This is a genomic window from Pseudomonas sp. TMB3-21, assembly GCF_054898145.1.
The window spans coordinates 2,215,043-2,230,838 of record NZ_CM142718.1 but is presented as its reverse complement, the minus strand read 5'-3'; the positions used below and the strand labels follow the sequence as shown (position 1 = coordinate 2,230,838).

Below are 15,796 nucleotides of genomic sequence, written 5' to 3'. Positions count from 1 at the left end.
AGAATGTTCGCGAATATCCCTGCGGTAGAAAATCCCTGTGGGAGCAGAGCCTGCTCGCGAAGACGGGGCACATTCAGCGACCCTTTATCAGGCATACCAGCTTCTCGAACCAGCATTACCATCCGTAGCGCCACCGAAACTTTCACCCCTTGCGCGCAGTCAGCAAAAGACAGAGGCAACCGAGGACCATTAGACGGGAGGCGACATGGCGGCGATTCACATTGGTATTTCAGGCTGGCGCTACACACCCTGGCGGGGTGATTTCTACCCAAAGGGGCTGACCCAGAAGCGCGAATTGCAATTCGCATCGCGGGCCGTCAACAGCATCGAAATCAATGGATCGTTTTACGCCCTGCAACGGCCTGAACGTTACGCCCAATGGTACGAGGAAACACCGGAAGACTTCGTGTTCAGCGTCAAGGCTCCTCGCTTTATCACCCATGTAAAACGTTTGCGTGATGTGCATCTACCGATGGCCAATTTCTTTGCTTCCGGTGTGCTGGAACTCAAGGAGAAGCTCGGACCGATCCTTTGGCAGTTCCCGCCCAACTTCAAATTCGACGCCGAATTGTTCGAAAGCTTCCTCAAACAACTGCCGCACACCACCGAACAGGCCGCCGCCCTCGCCCGCCAGCACGATTCGCACCTGCACGGTCATGCCAGCATGAAAGCCTACAAGAAAAAACCGCTGCGCCACGCCGTGGAAATCCGTCATGAAAGCTTCGTCGATCCGGCATTCGTGCGCTTGCTCAAACGCTACAACACCGCGCTGGTCATCGCCGATACCGCCGGTAAATGGCCCTACCGTGAAGATGTCACCAGTGATTTTGTCTACTTGCGTCTGCACGGTGCTGAAGAGCTTTACGCCAGTGGTTACACCGCCCAAGCGCTGAAACGCTGGGGCGACCGCATCGATGCCTGGTCCAACGGTGGGCAACCGGCTGACGCGCAATTGATCGCGCCTCGCCTGAAGCCCAAAGCCCGCAAGTCCCGCGAAGTGTTTTGCTATTTCGACAACGACATCAAGGTCCGCGCGCCATACGACGCCCGCAGTTTGCTGCAGCGTTTTCATCTCGACGAAAATCTCGCCACTGCACCGGGCGAACCTGCTGCCGAAGGAGTGCTGCAATGAGCATTACCGAGCAGTTCAGCCCCACCGATGATCAGCCGGAAACCGAAGTTTCGATTCGCAGCTTCACGATCCTGACGGTCAATACCCACAAGGGATTCACTGCGCTGAACCGGCGCTTCATCCTTCCGGAATTGCGCGAAGCGGTGCGCAGCGTGTCGGCGGACGTGGTGTTCTTGCAGGAAGTGCACGGCACTCACGAACAGCATCCACAGCGCTACAGCAACTGGCCGGCAATGCCGCAGTACGAATTTCTCGCCGACACCCTGTGGCCGCAATTCGCTTATGGACGCAATGCGGTGTACCCCGATGGCGATCATGGCAATGCCCTGCTGTCGAAATTCCAGATCATTCGCCACGACAACCTCGACGTATCGGTGAGTGGCCACGAGAACCGCGGCATCTTGCATTGCGTGCTGCGTCTGCCCGGTGACGGTCGGGAAGTCCACGCCATTTGCGTGCACTTGGGCCTGCACGAAAGTCATCGCAATGATCAACTGAAATTGCTCGGCAAGCGCCTGGCGGAGCTGCCGAGCGATGCACCGGTGATTGTCGCCGGTGACTTCAATGACTGGCGCCAACGCACCGATGCCCTGCTCAAGCCTTGCGGTTTGCGCGAAGTATTTACCGAACACCATGGCAAACCGGCACGCACCTTCCCGGCACGCATGCCGCTGTTACGCCTGGATCGTATCTATGTGCGCAACCTCAAGGCCTGTCGCCCGAAAGTTCTCGCCACGCGACCCTGGTCACACCTTTCCGACCACGCACCGTTATCGGTGGAGATTGAGCTATGAGCAGCGCACCGATGGAAAAAGCCACTGTTGAGCACATTTCAACCACGCCTCCGGTTCGCGAACCCGGTGTGGTCGATGTCGAATATGGCTGGCAGGGCAACAATCGCGTGGAACTGCTGGAAAACGGCGAAGCCTATTTCCCGCGTGTCTTCGAGGCCATGCGTCAGGCCAAGAGTGAGATCCTCCTGGAAACCTTCATCATCTTTGAAGACAAGGTTGGCAATGAGTTGCAGGAAGTGCTGATCGACGCTGCCAAGCGCGGCGTCCGCGTCACCGCCAGCCTTGACGGTTTTGGCTGCGGCGAGCTGACCACGCCCTACCTCACTGCATTGAGCGAGGCCGGCGTACACGTGCAGATGTTTGATCCGGCGCCCAAACATCTGGGCTTTCGCACCAACTGGTTCCGCCGCCTGCATCGCAAGATCGTGGTGGTAGACGGCACCATCGCCTTCATCGGCGGGATCAATTTTTCCGCCGACCACCTGGCTGATTTCGGCCCTGAGGCGAAGCAGGATTATTCGGTGGAAATTCAGGGCCCGGCCGTCGCTGACATTCATCATTTCGCCCTGCTGCAAAGCGGTCGTCCGGTCCGGGCGAAGTACTGGTGGCAACGGCGCCGGCAGCGCCGTCAGGAAATGGCCTTCACCGATCATGACGGTCAGGTGCGCCTGGTCTATCGCGACAACGGTGAACACACCACCGATATCGAGGAGGTTTATCGACAGGTATTGCGCAGCGCCCAACGTCGCGTCGTGATCGCCAATGCCTACTTCTTCCCCGGCTATCGGCTGCTGCGGGAAATCCGCAATGCAGCGCGGCGGGGTGTCGAGGTCAGGCTGATTCTGCAAGGTCAGCCGGACATGCTGGTGGCCAAGCTCGCTGCGCGCATGACTTATGACTACTTGCTGAAATCCGGCGTACAGATTCACGAATATTGCGAGCGCCCGCTGCACGGCAAAGTCGCTTTGGTGGATGAGGACTGGAGCACCGTCGGCTCCAGCAACCTGGATCCGCTGAGCTTGTCGATGAACCTGGAAGCCAACGTGCTCATTCGTGATCGCGCGTTCAATCGTGAACTGTTCGAGCGCCTCGAAGACCTCAGCCAGAACCACTGTAAAGCCATGTCCGCCGACAAATCGCCGCGTGGACGCGTCTGGCACATGACCGTAGGTTTTCTGGTGTTTCACTTCCTGCGGCATTTCCCGGCATGGGCCGGTTGGCTGCCGGCGCACAAGCCACGCCTGAAACCTTTTTCCCATTCCGCGCGGAGTGACACCTGATGAGCCACGCTGAAACGCAATCGGCGAATCACGCCGATCAACCGAAATCGCGCTGGAGCCGCTGGAAAAAACCGCTGACGATGCTGTTTTTCCTGGCCCTGATTGCGCTGTTGACGATGTTCGCGCAACGCATCGAATGGAACGAAGTGCTGGATACGCTGGCCGACTTCAAGGTGCGCACGCTGATCATCGCCGCCAGCGTGACGCTGCTGAGCTTTCTGGTGTACGCCAGCTTCGACCTGATCGGCCGCACCTACATTCGCCAGGATCTGACCTGGAAACAAATCCTCCCGGTGGGCGTGATCAGCTATGCCTTCAACCTCAACCTGAGCGCTTGGGTCGGCGGGATCGCCATGCGCTATCGCCTGTATTCGCGGCTGGGCGTGAGCAAGGGCAACATCGCCAAGATCCTCGGGCTAAGCCTGGCGACCAACTGGTTTGGCTACATGCTGATCGCCGGGGCCGTGTTCAGCAGTGGCCTGGTGCGCATGCCGCCGGGCTGGAAGGTGAGCACCCTCGCGTTGCAAGGTATTGGCGTTTTGCTGCTGTTGGTCGTGGCGGGATACTTGGCGGCTTGCCAGTTTTCCAAGCGCCGGGAGTGGACGATACGCGGGATGGAAATCAACCTGCCGTCAGTGCGTATGGCCATGCTGCAACTGGCGCTGGGTGCGCTGAACTGGTCGTTGATGGCCGCGGTTATTTTCACACTGTTGCCGAGCAAGCTGGATTATCCGCTGGTGTTGGGCGTGCTGTTGATCAGCGCCATTGCCGGGGTAATCACGCACATTCCTGCAGGTCTGGGCGTGCTGGAAGCGGTGTTCGTGGCGCTGCTGCAACATGAGGCTTCGCGAGGCAGCCTGGTGGCCGGGTTGCTGGCGTATCGGGCGATTTATTTCCTGTTGCCGTTGTTGATCACGCTGGTGATGTACTTGGCGGTAGAGGCCAAGGCGAAGTCGCTGCGGATTGCCAAGAAACCCTCTTGAGATTTGTGTTGAGTCCCTCGCGGCCCGAACTTCCCGCGATGGACTCACCAATACTCTCAACCCGACTGAATAACGCTTAACCGCTCACCCACCACCATCTCAGTGATCCAGTCCACCAGAATCGATGTATACGCCTGCTGCGCCACCGGGTCACTCAGCGCATGATCGGCCCCGTCGATAATCCGATGCGTCAGCGAATGCGTCTGCTGGCACGCCGCGCGGTAACTCATGATCGTGGCGTGCGGCACATATGCGTCGGTTTCGGATTCGACCAGCAACACATCCCCGGTGAATTGCGAACAGGCATGCAACGCACGATTGCTGTCGGCGCGCACCAGCGTGCTGCGGTAGTCGCGCAGATCGAGCTTGTCCAGATCGCGCTTGGGCGTGTGCCACTGCTCGTCGCGGTACAGCGCAGGCACGCGCAGCGCCAGCCAGCGCACCGGACGCAGCGACGTCAGGATCGAAGCGAGGTAGCCGCCATAACTGGTGCCGACTACCGCGATGGCAGACGTGTCCAGCGCTGGATGCGCGAGCAGGCGATCGTAAGCCGCCAGCAAATCGCGCAGATTATCTTCGCGGGTCACTCGCGTCAGTGGAATGCCCGAGCCGGTGTGCCCGCGCAGGTCAAACGTCAGACACACGCAACCCAAACCCGCGATACCTTTGGCCCGCTCAAGGTCACGTTCCTGGCTGCCGCCCCAGCCGTGTACGAAAAGCACGCCGGGAACCTTGGACTTGGGGCTGAGGAATGTCCCGCTCATTTGTTCATCGTCGATGTCGATCTGAATGGTTTCGCTTCTAGCCGTCATAGGATTGAACCGTCACGTACTTGAGAAGGAAGTCGCTGTTTTCTGCGGGCCCGCGATACACCTCAATGGCGTCCGCCGGTAGCGCCTGGTCGACGTAGGTTTCCACCGAAGACACGCGTATCGCACGCATCCCAGGGTTATTGATGAAGCTCTGCAGCGCCGCGACTTCGGCGCTGCTGGCGCCGCCCATTCGCCAGGATTGCTCGAGCACGCCACTGCGTGATTTACCCGAGCTGTCCCGGCCCTGAGCGATGTCGTAATTGCGCCGTGACGCATAGAAACCGGGGTAGGCCTCATCGGCGGCGTTGTCGAATATTTGCGCTTGCTGAATGGCCAGACGTACGTCGTCAGGTAGCTCCAGTTCGAGCAGATCGTCATAATCCCCTTGAACCGCGAGCAGGTTGGATCCGCCGTAAACCTGCTCGCCATGGGCGTCTTCGGTCAGGTACTGATCGCCGCAATAACTCAGCACTTTGTCGCCGATATAGCTCTGGCCAACGCTGTGCGTCACAACGTCGGTCAGGTCTTGCTCGATCACCACGCCCTCATCGAACAGCGCTTGAGCGTCTGGCCGGGCGAGCACCGCATCGAATTCATCAAGACTGTTCAGCACTTCCTGACCGCGTCCAGCACAGGCATGGACCGGTTTGAGACGGATAGGCCCCGCGTGGAGCAAGTGCTGCGCTGCTGGGCGCGCATCAGCGAGAGAGAAAACACTGAGGCCGTCGAGCACGACACTGCGCACGCGCTCGGAGAACAGCGGCGACCAGCCTTGCGGGGCTTTAGCATTTTTGTTGAGCAAGCCGTGGCTGATGGCCTTGGTGCAGATGAAATCGTGTTCGACGTAGCCACCCCATAAATCGTCGGGGCCGTTGACGCCTAATTCGCGAGCGGCTGCGGCGCCAACCAGGGTTTGGGTTGGCAACAGATACAGCTCTCGATCGCTGTGCTGTTCGGGATCGTAACTCCCGCCGTATTTGAGGCCGAGAATCTGCGCCAGCCAACGGGCCAGCGCTCGATTGGTGTCGACCTCGTGCTGAGGCGCCTGCGGTCGCACCGAATGCGCGACGACTATTTTCCTGGGGTTTGTTGGGGTCATGCATTCCCCTCCAATCAACGCGTGATGAATGTAGTGTAGAAGGTGCAGAGATCAGGCCAGATAGCGCTAGGTCGAAAGCGCCCCGAAAACCGGGCGCTTCAGTAGGAAGTAATGGCGTACAGCCTGTTTTATTCTGCACGAAGCGCTGTGCGCCTCCGGTTTTTTGCACGACCTGTATCTGTACTTTCTTGCGGCGATCTCTACCGGGTTACAGCGACCGGCGTCACCCCAAAGCGCGCTCGATATTCACTCGGCGCCAGCCCGGTAATCTTCCTGAACGTTGCGCGAAACGCACCGGGATCCTGGTACCCGACAGTCCAGGCTATATGGTCGATGGTGCCGTTGGTGAACTCGAGCATTTCCCGGGCTTTGCCGACTCGCAGATGCTGACAATATTCAGTCGGTCTCAACCCGGTCGCCGCGCGGAATCGCCGCAGAAAGGTGCGCTCCTCCAGCCCCGCCTGCCCGGCCATCGCTGTCAGCGACACATCCGTCGCGCCATTGCCCTGCAGCCAGTGCTGCACCTTGAGAATCGACGCGTCGCCATGGTTGAGAATCGGTGAAAAGTTGCTGCCACACAGGCTGGCACTGTCGCTGTGTTCCACCACCAGAAAGCGCGCCGTGGCCGTAGCAATGCTCGGCCCCAATAACCGGTCGACCAGACGCAAACCCAGTTCCGACCAGGCCATCAGCCCAGCAGTAGTGATTAAATCGCCGTCGTCGACGATCGGCGTATCGGCCTTGAGCTTGATCGCCGGGTATCGCTCGGCGAAGGTTTTAGCCGAGGTCCAGTGGGTAGTGGCGCTGCGACCGTCGAGTAATCCACTTTCCGCCAGAAGAATCGAACCCACGCAAACACCGCCCAGCGTTGCACCGTTGGCATGCTGATCACGCAGCCACTGAATCAGCGCCTGCGGAGCCTGACCTTCAGAGAAACCGCCAATCGACGGGGGGATCAACAGCGCCACCAGCGCTCGTTCCGGCGCGGGATGACTGTCATGGATGCGCACGGGTGGCAGATCCGCGCTGCTTTGCCAATGCGTGACGCGCAGTATGGGCAGTTGCACAGCCTGATGCTCGGCTGCGATGGCATTGGCCACCCCGAACAGATCGGTCAGACCATGCACCGCCGCCATTTGCGCACCGGGATAAATCAGCACACCCAGCTCGGCAATAGCCCTTTGCGCAGTCATTGTCAGTTTTCCCCTCGTAATTGTCGGTGTGGCCAATCCTCAGCGTACCAGCCTGAGCCGATACTTGATTCCACACCCAAATGCATTTCGAGGAAACAGTCATGGCCAAGCAAGCACTCATCGTAGTCGATATCCAGAACGACTATTTCGCGCAAGGCAAATGGCCCTTGGTCGGTGCTGATGCGGCGGCGGACAACGCGGTACGATTGCTCGAAGCGTTTCGTGACGCCGGTGAGTCGGTGGTGCACATCCGTCACGAATTCACCTCCGACGATGCGCCGTTCTTCACCCCAGGTTCGGAAGGCGCAAAGCTGCACCCCAAAGTCCTCAACCGCGCCGACGAGCCAGTGGTGCTCAAGCACTTCGTCAACTCGTTCCGCGAAACCGAATTGAAGTCGATCCTCGACGAGCAGGACATCAAGGAACTGGTCGTTGTCGGCAGCATGAGCCACATGTGCATCGACGGCATCACCCGCGCCGCTGCGGATTTCGGCTACGCCGTCACCGTCATCCACGACGCCTGCGCCTCGCGGGATCTGGAGTTCAATGGTGTGACGGTGCCGGCTACTCAGGTGCATGCCGCGTTCATGGCGGCGCTGGGGTTTGCTTATGCGAGTGTGGTGTCTACGGCTGAGTTTTTGGCAGCGAAATAATCCATCAGTCAATTTTTCTCGCCCATGAAAAAAGGCCCGATGTGGTAAGCATCGGGCCTTCTTGTTCAGATCGAATGAAGCTGTTGATCAGAACGGAATATCATCATCAAAGCTGTCGAAATCCGGAGCCGGCTGCGGTGCGGCCTGCTGAGGCGCCGAACGCGACTGCTGTGGTGCTGCCGACTGCTGCGGACGCGGAGCCTGCTGCTGGCGCGGAGCCGGAGCGGACTGCTGATAGTTGTTGCCCCCGGCTTGCTGATCGCCCTGCTGTGGACGGCCGCCGAGCAATTGCATGGTGCCCTGCATGTCGACCACGATTTCGGTGGTGTAACGCTTGATACCGTCTTTTTCCCACTCGCGGGTCTGCAGCTTGCCTTCGATGTAGACCTGCGAACCTTTACGCAGGTATTCGCCGGCAATCTCTGCCACCTTGCCGAACATCGAGACACGGTGCCACTCGGTCTTCTCGACTTTCTGACCGGTTTGCTTGTCGGTCCACTGTTCGCTGGTCGCCAGACTCAGGTTGGTCACGGCGTTACCGTTAGGCAAGTAGCGAACTTCGGGATCCTGGCCGCAAGTGCCGACCAATATGACTTTGTTAACCCCACGGGCCATAACGTTCTCCTAGGCTTCGCACGCTGTCGCGGTCGGGTTGTTCACCAGACGCTCGAGGGTGGTGCGATCCAATAGTTCGGTGTCCAATTTGATGTAAATGGCCGCTTCATCAGCGACCACGACTGCATCTGTTACCCCTACAACGGCCATGAGGCGCTCGACCAGACCCGCTTCGCGGATGGCCTCCGGCGACAGCGGCACGCGCAGACTCGTTACGTAGGGAGGTTCGCGCATGGTAACAGCAAAGGCCAGCCAAAGTGCAGCCAGGCCAGCGCATCCCAGGAACACAACCGACAGACCGCCATGCTGGAACAGCCAGCCGCCCATGATCCCGCCCAACGCTGAACCGAGGAACTGGCTGGTGGAATAAACCCCCATTGCCGTGCCTTTGCCGCCTGCCGGTGAAACCTTGCTGATCAGCGATGGCAACGAAGCTTCCAGCAGATTGAACGCGGTGAAGAACACCACCGTACCGATCACCAGAGCCCGCAAGCTATCGCCGAACTGCCAGAAGAATAGCTCAGTGAGCATCAGCGTCAGCACCGCGCCCAATAAAACTCGTTTCATTTTGCGTTTCTTCTCGCCGTAGATAATGAACGGGATCATGGCGAAGAAAGAAATCAGCAGTGCCGTGAGGTAGACCCACCAGTGCTGCTCCTTGGGTAACCCGGCTTTTTCGACCAGGGCCAGGGGCAAGGCGACGAAGCTCGACATCAACATCGCGTGCAACACAAAAATGCCCAGGTCGAGGCGCAGCAGATCAGGATGTTTCAACGTTGGTATCAGCGCCTGACGCGCTACGCCCGACTCGCGGTGCTGCAACGGCCCGGTCGAACGCGGCACCATGAACATCACGATCACAATGCCGAGCAGCGCCATAGCGCCTGTGGCGAGGAACAACCCCGACAGCCCGAATGCGCGGGTCAGCAAGGGTCCTACAACCATGGCGACAGCGAACGACAGACCGATCGTCATGCCGATCATGGCCATGGCTTTGGTCCGATGCTGTTCGCGGGTCAGGTCCGACAGCAACGCCATGACTGCCGCAGAAATGGCCCCGGCGCCCTGCAGGATCCGTCCGGCGATCACGCCCCAGATCGAATCGGCATTGGCCGCCAGTACGCTGCCCAGGGCAAAAACAATCAGCCCGAGGTAGATCACCGGACGACGACCGATACGGTCGGAAATGAAACCGAAAGGAATCTGGAAAAGCGCCTGCGTCAGGCCATACGCGCCAATCGCCAGACCGATCAGGGCCGGGGTCGCGCCTGCCAGATCCATCCCATAGGTCGCCAACACCGGCAACACCATGAACATGCCCAGCATTCGAAAGGCGAACACGAGCGCCAGACCGCTTGCTGCGCGGGTCTCGCTGCCACTCATGCGTTCGCTGTGGGGATCGTGCATGGAAAAACCTCATGTGAACCGGCGGCGATTCTACCAGTCCCATCGATTGACAGGGTACATCGCGACGCTTTGACGCGCTCCGCTGACAGAGTCTTCATGCAAGCCTGCGACCCGGTCATTCGATAGTGTGCATCCATCCAGTATTTGGCCGTATACTGCTACGTTTTCGACGCCCGCCAAGCGAGGCCACTTTGGACAAGATCCTGATTCGTGGGGCCCGAACCCACAACCTGAAGAACATCGACCTGACCCTGCCACGGGACAAACTGATCGTTATCACCGGCCTGTCCGGATCCGGCAAATCGTCCCTGGCCTTCGACACGCTGTACGCCGAAGGCCAGCGCCGGTACGTCGAATCGCTGTCGGCTTATGCCCGGCAGTTTTTGTCGATGATGGAAAAGCCGGATGTCGACACCATTGAAGGTTTGTCGCCAGCCATTTCCATCGAACAGAAGTCGACCTCGCACAACCCGCGTTCGACGGTTGGCACCATTACCGAAATCTACGACTACCTGCGCCTGCTGTATGCGCGTGTGGGTATTCCGCGCTGCCCGGATCACGACATTCCGCTGGAAGCGCAAACGGTCAGCCAGATGGTCGATCTGGTCCTCGCGCAACCGGAGGGCAGTCGGCTCATGCTGCTGGCCCCGGTCATCCGCGAGCGCAAAGGCGAACACCTTTCCGTGTTTGAAGAGCTGCGCGCCCAGGGCTTTGTCCGGGCCCGGGTCAACGGCCGGCTGTGCGAGCTGGACGAATTGCCGAAGCTGGATAAACAGAAGAAGCATTCGATTGATGCTGTAGTGGACCGCTTCAAGGTCCGCGCCGATCTGCAACAACGTCTGGCGGAGTCTTTCGAGACCGCGCTGAAGCTGGCGGACGGCATTGCCCTGGTCGCTTCAATGGATGACGAGCCCGGTGAAGAGATGATCTTCTCCGCGCGTTTCGCCTGCCCGATTTGCGGTCACGCAATCAGCGAGCTTGAGCCGAAACTGTTTTCCTTCAACAACCCGGCCGGCGCCTGCCCAACCTGCGACGGTTTGGGTGTGAAGCAGTTCTTCGACATCAAACGCCTGGTCAATGGCGATCTGACACTGGCCGAGGGGGCGATCCGTGGATGGGACAGGCGAAATGTCTATTACTTCCAGATGCTGGGGTCCCTCGCCTCTCATTACAAATTCAGCCTGGACGTCCCTTTCAACGAACTGCCCGCCGACCAGCAGAAATTTATTCTGCACGGCAGCGGTTCGCAGAAAGTCGACTTCAAGTACCTGAACGATCGTGGCGACATCGTCAAACGCTCGCATCCGTTCGAAGGTATCGTGCCGAATCTCGATCGGCGCTACCGCGAAACCGAATCGGCCTCGGTGCGCGAAGAGCTCGCCAAGTTCCTCAGCACCCAGCCCTGCCCGGATTGCCGTGGTACGCGACTGCGCCGTGAAGCAAGGCATGTCTGGGTCGGCGAAAAAACCCTGCCGGCGGTGACCAACCTGCCGATTGGCGATGCGTGCGAATATTTTGGTGTGCTCAAGCTGACGGGCCGCCGGGGCGAAATTGCCGACAAGATTCTCAAGGAAATCCGCGAGCGTCTGCAGTTCCTGGTCAACGTCGGCCTGGATTACCTGTCGCTGGATCGTAGTGCAGACACCCTGTCCGGCGGTGAAGCCCAGCGAATCCGCCTGGCCAGCCAGATTGGTGCGGGTTTAGTTGGGGTTCTGTACATCCTCGATGAGCCGTCGATCGGCTTGCACCAGCGCGACAACGACCGTCTCCTCGGGACGCTCAAGCATCTGCGTGACATCGGCAACACGGTGATCGTGGTCGAGCACGATGAAGATGCGATCCGCCTGGCCGACTACGTAGTGGATATCGGCCCGGGTGCCGGCATACACGGTGGGCACATTGTTGCCGAAGGCACGCCGGCGGAAGTCATGGCGCATCCCGATTCGTTGACAGGCAAGTACCTGTCGGGCCGGGTGAAGATTGCAGTGCCAGCCAAGCGGACGCCACGCAACAAAAAATTGTCCTTGTCGCTCAAGGGTGCGCGGGGCAACAACCTTCGGAATGTCGATCTGGAGATTCCGATCGGTTTGCTGACGTGTGTCACCGGCGTGTCCGGCTCAGGCAAATCGACGCTGATCAACAACACGCTGTTTCCGCTGAGCGCCACGGCCCTCAACGGCGCGACCACGCTGGAAGCAGCCGCTCACGACAGCATCAAGGGGCTGGAGCACCTGGATAAAGTCGTCGACATCGACCAGAGCCCGATCGGCCGTACACCGCGCTCAAACCCGGCGACGTACACCGGTTTGTTCACGCCGATTCGCGAACTGTTCGCCGGTGTCCCGGAATCGCGCTCACGCGGTTATGGACCGGGCCGTTTCTCCTTCAACGTGAAAGGCGGACGGTGCGAAGCGTGCCAGGGCGATGGCCTGATCAAAGTGGAAATGCACTTTCTGCCGGACATCTATGTCCCTTGCGATGTCTGCAAGAGCAAGCGCTACAACCGCGAAACGCTGGAGATCAAGTACAAGGGCAAGAGCATCCACGAAACCCTCGAGATGACGATCGAGGAAGCCCGGGTGTTCTTCGACGCCGTTCCAGCGCTGGCGCGCAAACTGCAAACGCTGATGGACGTCGGGCTCTCGTACATCAAGCTCGGGCAGTCAGCGACCACACTGTCGGGCGGTGAAGCTCAACGCGTGAAGCTGTCCCGCGAACTGTCCAAGCGCGACACGGGCAAGACCCTGTACATCCTTGACGAGCCGACTACCGGTCTGCACTTTGCGGATATCCAGCAGTTGCTCGACGTGCTGCATAGGCTGCGCGACCACGGCAACACCGTAGTGGTCATCGAACACAACCTGGACGTGATCAAAACCGCTGACTGGCTGGTGGATCTTGGGCCAGAGGGCGGCTCGAAAGGTGGGCAGATCATCGCGGTCGGCACGCCGGAGGAAGTCTCGGAGATGAAGCAATCTCATACCGGGTTCTATCTCAAGCCACTGTTGGCAAGAGATCGGGATTAAATTGCAGGCATGAAAAAGCCCCTGTCACTTGATCAGTGACAGGGGCTTTTTATTGCGTTTCTTGCAGCGGCTTACTCCTGCAATAGCATCACTCGGCGTGCGATTGCAGGTAGTTCTCCAGCCCAATCAGCTTGATCAGCCCCAACTGCTTCTCGAGCCAGTAGGTGTGATCTTCTTCGGTGTCGTTCAGCTGAATACGCAGCATCTCGCGACTGACGTAGTCCCGGTGCAACTCGCAGAGCTCAATGCCCTTGCAGAGTGCGGCGCGGACTTTGTATTCCAGACGCAGGTCAGCCGCAAGCATGTCCGGCACTGTAGTGCCGACATCGAGATCGTCCGGACGCATGCGCGGCGTGCCTTCGAGCATCAGAATTCGACGCATCAAAGCATCGGCGTGCCCTGCTTCCTCTTCCATCTCGTGGTTGATTCGTTCGTAGAGCTTGGTGAATCCCCAGTCCTCATACATCCGCGAGTGAACAAAATACTGGTCACGCGCGGCCAGTTCGCCGGTCAGCAACGTGTTGAGGTAATCGATAACATCTGGGTGGCCGTGCATCGCCCTACATCTCCCTGCTTGAAAGTCTGTAGTTTGAACCAAGGCGACCGTTTGGTCACCCTGCTTACGCGATAAAAGAGAAGATATTCTGAGAAAAGTAGTTTAAATAACGCAAAAACCGCTCAAATGTGAGCGGTTCTGCTTCTCGTTTAGACTTCGTTAAGCTGTACGTTCAGCGCGGTTGCGATTGCTTCTCCGTACGCCGGATCTGCCCGGAAGAAATGCTGCAGCTGGCGATCAACCACATCGTTTGAGACTCCAGCCATGGCGCCTGCGATGTTGCTAACCAACAGCGCTTTTTGCTCATCGCTCATCAGGCGGAAGAGGGCACCGGCGTGACTGTAGTAATCGGTATCTTCGCGGTGATCGTATCGGTCAGCCGAACCGCTCAGTGCAAGAGCGGGCTCCGCGTAACGAGGCGCTTGTTTTGGCGATTCGACGTAGCTATTCGGTTCGTAGTTCGGCATCGCGCCACCATTGCTGCCGAACGCCATGGAGCCGTCGCGCTGGAAAGTGTTAACGGGGCTGCGCGGTGCGTTCACCGGCAATTGCTGGTGGTTGGTGCCAATGCGGTACCTATGAGCGTCCGCATAGGCGAAAACGCGTCCTTGCAGCATGCGGTCAGGCGAAAGGCCAACACCTGGCACCATGTTGCTGGGGCCAAACGCAGCTTGCTCGACTTCGGCGAAGTAATTTTGTGGATTGCGATTGAGCTCCAGCTCGCCCACTTCAATCAACGGGAATTCTTTCTGCGACCAGGTCTTGGTCACGTCAAATGGATTCTCATAGTGAGCCGCCGCTTGCGCTTCGCTCATGATCTGAATGCACACACGCCATTTGGGAAAATCCCCGCGCTCGATCGCCTCGAACAGATCCCGCTGGGCGTAATCCGGGTCAGTACCGGCCAAACGAGCGGCATCGGCCGGGGCCAAGTTCTTGATGCCCTGCTGGGTTTTATAGTGCCATTTGACCCAGTGACGTTCGCCGCTGGAACTGATCAAGCTATAGGTGTGGCTCCCGAAACCATGCATATGACGATAGCCGTCGGGAATGCCGCGATCGGAGAACAGGATGGTCACCTGGTGCAAAGCCTCAGGAGAATGAGACCAGAAGTCCCACATCATCTGCGCACTTTTGAGGTTACTTTGCGGCAGGCGTTTCTGGGTGTGAATGAAATCCGGGAATTTCATCGGATCCCGAATGAAGAACACGGGCGTGTTGTTGCCTACGATGTCCCAGTTACCTTCTTCGGTGTAAAACTTAAGCGCAAAGCCACGCGGATCGCGTTCTGTATCAGCCGAACCACGCTCACCGCCCACGGTGGAAAATCTGAGGAAGGTCGGGGTTTGTTTGCCGATGGCTTCGAACAGTTTTGCGCTGGTGTATTGGCTGATATCCCGTGTAACAGTGAATGTTCCGTATGCGCCCGAGCCCTTGGCGTGCACTCGACGCTCAGGGATGTTCTCGCGATTGAAATGCGCAAGCTTCTCGAGCAAGTGGAAGTCGTCAAGCAATAATGGGCCGCGCGGGCCGGCGGAACGAGAGTTCTGATTATCTGCGACAGGTGCACCACTGGCGGTGGTCAGCGTTTTATTCTGGCTCATGCATTTCTTCCTCTGTCAGTCTCTAGCTACCGTCTATCGGCTTGAGAGGATTGTTAACGATCAGCGGCCCACACACAAATTCATTAACTTGCGCACATCAATAGATAATTACTAATAGAGGGGTCATTCCGAACGCGACAATGTAGACCTGCCAACGCCTGAATCAGGACGAAGGTTTATTTCAGGCAACAAAAAACCGGGCACTAGGCCCGGTTTTATGTTTTCAGACTGACGTCTTACTCAGCGGATACAGCTTCACCACCGACAGGACGGTCAACCAACTCGACGTACGCCATAGGCGCGTTGTCGCCAGTGCGGAAACCGCACTTGAGGATGCGCAGGTAGCCACCCTCACGGGTAGCGTAACGCTTGCCCAGGTCGTTGAAGAGCTTACCAACGATAGCTTTCGAACGCGTACGGTCGAAGGCCAAACGGCGGTTAGCCAGGCTGTCTGTCTTGGCCAAAGTGATCAGCGGCTCAGCAACGCGACGCAGTTCTTTAGCTTTCGGCAGTGTAGTTTTGATCAGCTCGTGCTCGAACAGCGACACCGCCATGTTTTGAAACATGGCCTTGCGGTGCGAGCTGGTGCGGCTCAGGTGACGACCACTTTTACGATGACGCATGGTTCATTCCTTACCAAAC

The 15,796-nt window shown here is 58.5% G+C and carries 14 protein-coding genes; 6 read left to right on the top strand and 8 right to left on the bottom strand.

Annotated elements, in window-relative coordinates:
* Nucleotides 1-205 precede the first annotated feature (205 nt).
* From ACYZTS_RS10330 to ACYZTS_RS10315, 4 genes are read left to right on the top strand one after another with little or no spacing between them, the layout of a single operon-like run.
* Nucleotides 206-1,132, top strand: a complete 927-nt coding sequence (locus tag ACYZTS_RS10330) for a DUF72 domain-containing protein (RefSeq protein WP_461995691.1) — start codon at nucleotides 206-208, stop codon at nucleotides 1,130-1,132.
* Entirely contained in the window at nucleotides 1,129-1,926 is a 798-nt protein-coding gene (locus ACYZTS_RS10325) for an endonuclease/exonuclease/phosphatase family protein (RefSeq protein WP_461995689.1), read from the top strand. The genes ACYZTS_RS10330 and ACYZTS_RS10325 overlap by 4 nt, the downstream gene beginning before the upstream one ends.
* Nucleotides 1,923-3,206, top strand: a complete 1,284-nt coding sequence (gene clsB, locus ACYZTS_RS10320; RefSeq protein ID WP_028621570.1) for a cardiolipin synthase ClsB — start codon at nucleotides 1,923-1,925, stop codon at nucleotides 3,204-3,206. The genes ACYZTS_RS10325 and clsB overlap by 4 nt, the downstream gene beginning before the upstream one ends.
* The gene (locus ACYZTS_RS10315) at nucleotides 3,206-4,189 is read left to right on the top strand and encodes a lysylphosphatidylglycerol synthase domain-containing protein (RefSeq protein ID WP_461995687.1); all 984 of its coding nucleotides are present in this window, start codon (nucleotides 3,206-3,208) and stop codon (nucleotides 4,187-4,189) included. The genes clsB and ACYZTS_RS10315 overlap by 1 nt, the downstream gene beginning before the upstream one ends.
* 56 nt (nucleotides 4,190-4,245) lie before the next feature.
* Here ACYZTS_RS10315 and ACYZTS_RS10310 read toward each other — a convergent pair whose 3' ends face one another.
* From ACYZTS_RS10310 to ACYZTS_RS10300, 3 genes are all read right to left on the bottom strand, one after another.
* On the bottom strand, nucleotides 4,246-5,001 hold the full coding sequence (locus ACYZTS_RS10310; RefSeq protein ID WP_028621568.1) for an alpha/beta hydrolase family protein: 756 nt from the start codon (nucleotides 4,999-5,001) through the stop codon (nucleotides 4,246-4,248).
* Nucleotides 4,991-6,100 carry a DUF3182 family protein gene (locus ACYZTS_RS10305; protein WP_461995685.1) on the bottom strand — a complete coding sequence of 370 codons (1,110 nt, stop codon included), beginning with the start codon at nucleotides 6,098-6,100 and terminating at the stop codon, nucleotides 4,991-4,993. The genes ACYZTS_RS10310 and ACYZTS_RS10305 overlap by 11 nt, the downstream gene beginning before the upstream one ends.
* A 200-nt stretch (nucleotides 6,101-6,300) precedes the next feature.
* The gene (locus tag ACYZTS_RS10300; RefSeq protein WP_461995683.1) at nucleotides 6,301-7,293 is read right to left on the bottom strand and encodes a GlxA family transcriptional regulator; all 993 of its coding nucleotides are present in this window, start codon (nucleotides 7,291-7,293) and stop codon (nucleotides 6,301-6,303) included.
* A 101-nt stretch (nucleotides 7,294-7,394) separates the two neighbouring features.
* Here ACYZTS_RS10300 and ACYZTS_RS10295 point away from each other — a divergent pair, with 101 nt between their 5' ends.
* Complete coding sequence (locus tag ACYZTS_RS10295; protein ID WP_461995681.1) at nucleotides 7,395-7,946, top strand: cysteine hydrolase family protein; 552 nt, start codon at nucleotides 7,395-7,397, stop codon at nucleotides 7,944-7,946.
* 87 nt (nucleotides 7,947-8,033) lie between these two features.
* On the opposite strand, the gene ACYZTS_RS10290 is transcribed toward ACYZTS_RS10295, so the two are convergent.
* Together ACYZTS_RS10290 and ACYZTS_RS10285 are read right to left on the bottom strand one after the other, a co-directional pair.
* Nucleotides 8,034-8,561 (bottom strand): single-stranded DNA-binding protein, encoded by a 528-nt coding sequence (locus ACYZTS_RS10290; protein WP_461995679.1) that lies wholly within the window; start codon nucleotides 8,559-8,561, stop codon nucleotides 8,034-8,036.
* Nucleotides 8,562-8,570: 9 nt separating this feature from the next.
* A complete protein-coding gene (locus tag ACYZTS_RS10285) occupies nucleotides 8,571-9,968 on the bottom strand; it encodes an MFS transporter (protein WP_461995677.1) in 1,398 nt (465 codons plus the stop codon).
* Between the two features lie 191 nt (nucleotides 9,969-10,159).
* Between ACYZTS_RS10285 and uvrA the strand changes: the two genes are divergently transcribed.
* Nucleotides 10,160-12,994 carry an excinuclease ABC subunit UvrA gene (gene uvrA, locus ACYZTS_RS10280; protein ID WP_461995675.1) on the top strand — a complete coding sequence of 945 codons (2,835 nt, stop codon included), beginning with the start codon at nucleotides 10,160-10,162 and terminating at the stop codon, nucleotides 12,992-12,994.
* An 88-nt stretch (nucleotides 12,995-13,082) separates the two neighbouring features.
* Here uvrA and bfr read toward each other — a convergent pair whose 3' ends face one another.
* The 3 genes from bfr to rplQ all read right to left on the bottom strand — a co-directional run bounded on the left by bfr (nucleotide 13,083) and on the right by rplQ (nucleotide 15,777).
* On the bottom strand, nucleotides 13,083-13,550 hold the full coding sequence (gene bfr, locus ACYZTS_RS10275; protein WP_461995673.1) for a bacterioferritin: 468 nt from the start codon (nucleotides 13,548-13,550) through the stop codon (nucleotides 13,083-13,085).
* A gap of 149 nt (nucleotides 13,551-13,699) precedes the next feature.
* Nucleotides 13,700-15,154, bottom strand: coding sequence for a catalase (locus ACYZTS_RS10270; protein WP_461995671.1), 1,455 nt, complete (start codon nucleotides 15,152-15,154; stop codon nucleotides 13,700-13,702).
* A gap of 236 nt (nucleotides 15,155-15,390) precedes the next feature.
* Nucleotides 15,391-15,777, bottom strand: a complete 387-nt coding sequence (gene rplQ / locus ACYZTS_RS10265; protein ID WP_007896790.1) for a 50S ribosomal protein L17 — start codon at nucleotides 15,775-15,777, stop codon at nucleotides 15,391-15,393.
* Nucleotides 15,778-15,796: the final 19 nt, after the last annotated feature.

Bases quoted from the DNA above. Each gene is read 5' to 3' on its own strand.
- ACYZTS_RS10330 (WP_461995691.1), top strand. From the start codon at position 206: ATGGCGGCGATTCACATTGGTATTTCAGGCTGGCGCTACACACCCTGG.
- ACYZTS_RS10325 (WP_461995689.1), top strand. From the start codon at position 1,129: ATGAGCATTACCGAGCAGTTCAGCCCCACCGATGATCAGCCGGAAACC.
- clsB (WP_028621570.1), top strand. From the start codon at position 1,923: ATGAGCAGCGCACCGATGGAAAAAGCCACTGTTGAGCACATTTCAACC.
- ACYZTS_RS10315 (WP_461995687.1), top strand. From the start codon at position 3,206: ATGAGCCACGCTGAAACGCAATCGGCGAATCACGCCGATCAACCGAAA.
- ACYZTS_RS10310 (WP_028621568.1), bottom strand. From the start codon at position 5,001: ATGACGGCTAGAAGCGAAACCATTCAGATCGACATCGACGATGAACAA.
- ACYZTS_RS10305 (WP_461995685.1), bottom strand. From the start codon at position 6,100: ATGACCCCAACAAACCCCAGGAAAATAGTCGTCGCGCATTCGGTGCGA.
- ACYZTS_RS10300 (WP_461995683.1), bottom strand. From the start codon at position 7,293: ATGACTGCGCAAAGGGCTATTGCCGAGCTGGGTGTGCTGATTTATCCC.
- ACYZTS_RS10295 (WP_461995681.1), top strand. From the start codon at position 7,395: ATGGCCAAGCAAGCACTCATCGTAGTCGATATCCAGAACGACTATTTC.
- ACYZTS_RS10290 (WP_461995679.1), bottom strand. From the start codon at position 8,561: ATGGCCCGTGGGGTTAACAAAGTCATATTGGTCGGCACTTGCGGCCAG.
- ACYZTS_RS10285 (WP_461995677.1), bottom strand. From the start codon at position 9,968: ATGCACGATCCCCACAGCGAACGCATGAGTGGCAGCGAGACCCGCGCA.
- bfr (WP_461995673.1), bottom strand. From the start codon at position 13,550: ATGCACGGCCACCCAGATGTTATCGATTACCTCAACACGTTGCTGACC.
- ACYZTS_RS10270 (WP_461995671.1), bottom strand. From the start codon at position 15,154: ATGAGCCAGAATAAAACGCTGACCACCGCCAGTGGTGCACCTGTCGCA.
- rplQ (WP_007896790.1), bottom strand. From the start codon at position 15,777: ATGCGTCATCGTAAAAGTGGTCGTCACCTGAGCCGCACCAGCTCGCAC.